This window comes from Gordonia phosphorivorans, assembly GCF_042432625.1.
GTDB lineage: Bacteria > Actinomycetota > Actinomycetes > Mycobacteriales > Mycobacteriaceae > Gordonia > Gordonia phosphorivorans.
On record NZ_JBHLWV010000044.1, the window covers coordinates 1 to 1,766 of the forward strand.

A 1,766-nucleotide genomic window follows, 5' to 3' on the forward strand; every position below is an offset into this window, starting at 1 on the left:
ACACCCAGAACCTCGGCGAACACCTTCGCCACGGCCTCCTCAGAAACACCCACCGGAGCCACGAACTCCGCCCCGACCTCACCGAACAACGGGGCAGGCAAAGCCTTCCGATCGATCTTGCCCGCATTGTTGAGCGCGATCTCCTCGACCGACATCCACACCGACGGCACCATGTACCCGGGCAACTCGGCCGCCGCAACAGCCTTCACCGCCTCCAAATCCACCGACGCCGGCGCGACATAACCGACCAGATGCTCGGAACCACCCGGACCCACCGCCACCGCAGCCGCCGCATGCACCACACCCGAAGCCGACGCCAGCACCGACTCGATCTCACCGAGCTCGATCCGCTGACCACGCAACTTCACCTGGAAATCAGTGCGACCCAAATATTCCAACGACCCGGCACCATTCCACCGCACCAGATCACCGGTCCGATACAACCGATCACCGGCCCGCCCGAACGGATCAGCAACAAACCGCTCAGCAGTCAGACCCGACCGCGACGCATAACCCCGCGCAGCCTGCACACCACCCAAATACAGTTCACCGGCCACACCCACCGGCACCAACCGCAGACGCGAATCCAAAACATACGCCGACGTATTCGGCGCCGGCACACCAATCGGCACCACCGCCAGACCACCATCCACCCGCGCCGACTCGGTATAGACCGCACACTCGGTCGGACCGAACAGATTCGTCACCGACAACCCCGGCACCCGCTCGACCAACCGCGCCAACACCGCCGGCGGCAACGCCTCACCACCACAGAACACCCGCTGCAGCGACGCCAACCCCTCAACACCAGGCACCGTATCGAGGAACACCGACAACAACGACGGCACGAACTGCACCACCGACACCCGCTGCTCGGCCATCACCCGCGCCAAATACACCGGATCCCGATGACCCTCCGGCTCAGCGATCACCATCGTCTGCCCGAACATCAACGGCCAGAACAACTCCAACACCGAAGCATCGAAGGTATACGGCGTCTTGAACAACAACCGCTGACCCGACCCGGCCACATTCAACCCATCGAACCAAGCCAAGAAATTCCCCACCGCACCATGGGAAACCGTCACACCCTTCGGACGCCCCGTCGACCCCGACGTGAACAACGTGTACGCCGCATTCGTCGACCGCAACACCCCACGACGCTCACCCGCCGCAATCACCGCAGTCGCCACATCGACCTGAGCCGACGCATCCACCGACAACACCGACACCCGCCCACCCAACGCCGCCACCGGCTCAGGCACACCCACACCGGCCGCCACCAACACCAACCCCACACCAGCCGTGGACACCATGTACTCAGCGCGCTCAGCCGGAGTATCGACATCAATCGGCACGTACTGACCACCAGCAGCCAGCACCGCTGCAATGGCCACCAACATCTCCACCGAACGATCGATGCACACACCCACCGGCACATCCGGCCCCACACCCGCAGCAATCAACTGCCGACCCAACACACTGACCCGAGCCCCGAACTCGGCATAACTGACCCGACGCGACCGATAAATCAACGCATCAGCATGCGGACGACGCTCAACCTGAGCAGCCAACCCCTCCGCCAACGTCACCACCGCATACTCCTGCGGCCCACCCTCGGCCACACCCAAAGCACCCCGCTGCTCCCCCACCGACATCCACGCCGCATCACCGACCGCCACCGCCGGATCCGCCGTCAACGCATCAAGCAAAGCCACAAACCGAACACCCATCGACTCCAACGTCGACAAATCGAACATGTCGGC

At 63.7% G+C, this 1,766-nt stretch carries 1 protein-coding gene; it reads right to left on the reverse strand.

Annotated features, from left to right (window positions below):
• The coding region (locus tag ACFFJD_RS16725) for a non-ribosomal peptide synthetase (RefSeq protein WP_382366232.1) at nt 1-1,766 on the reverse strand (1,766 nt) is incomplete at both ends.